The 2180-nt window shown below is 61.7% G+C and carries 1 protein-coding gene; it reads left to right on the top strand.

Going from position 1 to position 2180, the window contains the following annotated elements; genetic code table 11:
• Positions 1-66: 66 nt before the first annotated feature.
• Positions 67-2180, top strand: a 2114-nt coding sequence (locus EOA22_RS31280; RefSeq protein WP_245478733.1) for a DEAD/DEAH box helicase, incomplete at its 3' end; no start/stop codon positions are given.

Below are 2180 nucleotides of genomic sequence, written 5' to 3' on the forward strand. Positions count from 1 at the left end.
GATTTCAGAACAAGGTCCGAAGCTTTTGGCTATGTCGTCGACGAGAGGGTCGACGAACCGGGTGAAATAGCTTTTCGGGGCGATCTCATGGACATCTTCCCCGCTGGCGCGGAGGACCCCGTTCGCGTCGTCCTTGGCCCAGACAGCTGCATTCGAGAGCTCAAGACCTACGATCCGATCAGTCAACTCAGCGACCAGGTTCGAGACTCGATTGCTGTCGGACCGGCATCCGAGCTGATGTTTAAAGCTGGTGATCATCCTGAGCTGACAGCGATGCGCGCGACGTCGATGGAAGAGCGCCTGGTCGCATTATATGGCGCGATGCCATCTGTCTTCGACACTGCGTCGAGCGCCTCGATCTCCTTCCTTGAAGGTATCGACGGGCAGCCGCTCGACAAAATTCTGGACCTGATCGAGGATGCACGCCGTGCCAGGCAGGAGGCTGCCGGGCGCGAGAAACCTTTGCCGGAACAATTTTACCTGTCGCGTGAAGAGTGGGATGCTTCCGTGCGCAACCGCTCCACGAGACTTGCCGTTTCTGCCGAGCGAGTTCCCAAATTCTTTCGCCTGGCCCGGCCCGGGTACGAAATCGCTGAATTCGTGACAAGGCAGACAAGCGCCGGGGCCAGGGTGGTGTTGACCGGCGATGCCTCTGAACTGCAGCGAGCAGATCGCCTGCTCAATAGAAAGCTAGGCCGGCGGGCTGAGGAAGCGGTCGACTCACCGCAAATACTTTCGGCCGCGAGAGGCTCTCTTCTCAAGGCTGGCTTCGTCCTCGATGAAGGGTTTGTCGACGCGCAATCCGGTATCGCGATGGTCGCCGCAGCCGACCTGTTTGGCCCTGCGTTGAAGGCGGATGCCGGCATGGCCGCAAGCATACTCGAACCCGAGTTGCGCATCGGCGACGTCGTCGTCCATGAAGACCATGGCCTGGGCGTGCTCGCGGCGGTCGAACAGGTCGACTTGGCTGGTCAGCACCAGGATGTTGTCAGGCTGGAATATCATGGCGGGGCTTCCTTGCTGGTTCCGGTCGACGACTTTGGGAAAATATGGCGCTACGGCTCGGAACCGGAGGCAGTGTCGCTCGATCGCCTCAACGGCGAGGGCTGGCCCAAGCGACGCGAGGCTGCGTTGCGCGAGATCGACAGGCTGGCCAAGCGCCTGGTGGGCCTTGCCGAGATGAGGTCCAGCCAGCCCGCCGAGATCATCAAGCCCTCCCGCGCGGACTTGGCCCGTTTTGCGGCGAAATTTCCCTATACCGAGACTCCTGACCAGGCCGCCGCCATCCGCGCTGTGCTCGACGACCTTTCCTCGGGGAGAACAATGAACCGGCTCGTCTGCGGTGATGTTGGCTTCGGCAAGACAGAGGTGGCTTTGCGTGCTTGCGCCGCCGCCGCCCTCTGCGGGAAACAGGTTGCGGTCATAGCGCCGACAACCGTGTTGGCACGACAGCACTATGAGACGTTCAGCCGCCGTTTCGCAGGAACGGGCCTGCAGGTCGCCCACCTGTCAAGGATGGTCGGGGCAGCAACGGCAAAAGCGGCAAAGGAGGGCCTGCGGAGCGGCCAGGTTGCGATCGACGTGGGTACTCAGGCCTTGGCGTCCAGGAGCGTCACATTCGCCAATCTTGGACTGCTGGTGATTGACGAGGAGCACCGGTTCGGCGTCAAGTTGAAGCTGGCCCTGCGGAAGATGGCGCCCTGCCTTCACACGCTGAGCATGAGCGCCACGCCGATACCGCGGACGCTGCAATCGGCGCTGTCGGGCATCCAGGATGTCAGCGTTCTAAACTCTCCGCCCGCCAAAAGACGTCCCGTCCGCACGATACTGGCGGCGTTCGATCCAGCATCGGTGCGCGCGGCCCTCTTGCGTGAATTTCACAGGGGTGGACAGAGTTTCTTCGTGGTTCCTCGCATCGAGGACATTGGCCCGGTCTCTGACCAGCTGAACAGGCTGGTGCCGGAACTCGGCGTTATGACGGCGCACGGTGAAATGAAAGGGAGGCAGCTGGACGAAGTCATGGTCGGATTCGCTGACGGTGATGGCGACATTTTGTTGAGCACCGACATCATCGAGAGTGGGCTCGATGTGCCTCGAGCCAACACCATCATTGTCTGGCGCCCGGACCGGTTCGGTCTGGCGCAGTTGCACCAGCTACGGGGTCGGGTCGGTAGAGGAGC

It is taken from the genome of Mesorhizobium sp. M7A.F.Ca.US.014.04.1.1, from assembly GCF_003998745.1.
Taxonomy (GTDB): domain Bacteria; phylum Pseudomonadota; class Alphaproteobacteria; order Rhizobiales; family Rhizobiaceae; genus Mesorhizobium; species Mesorhizobium ciceri.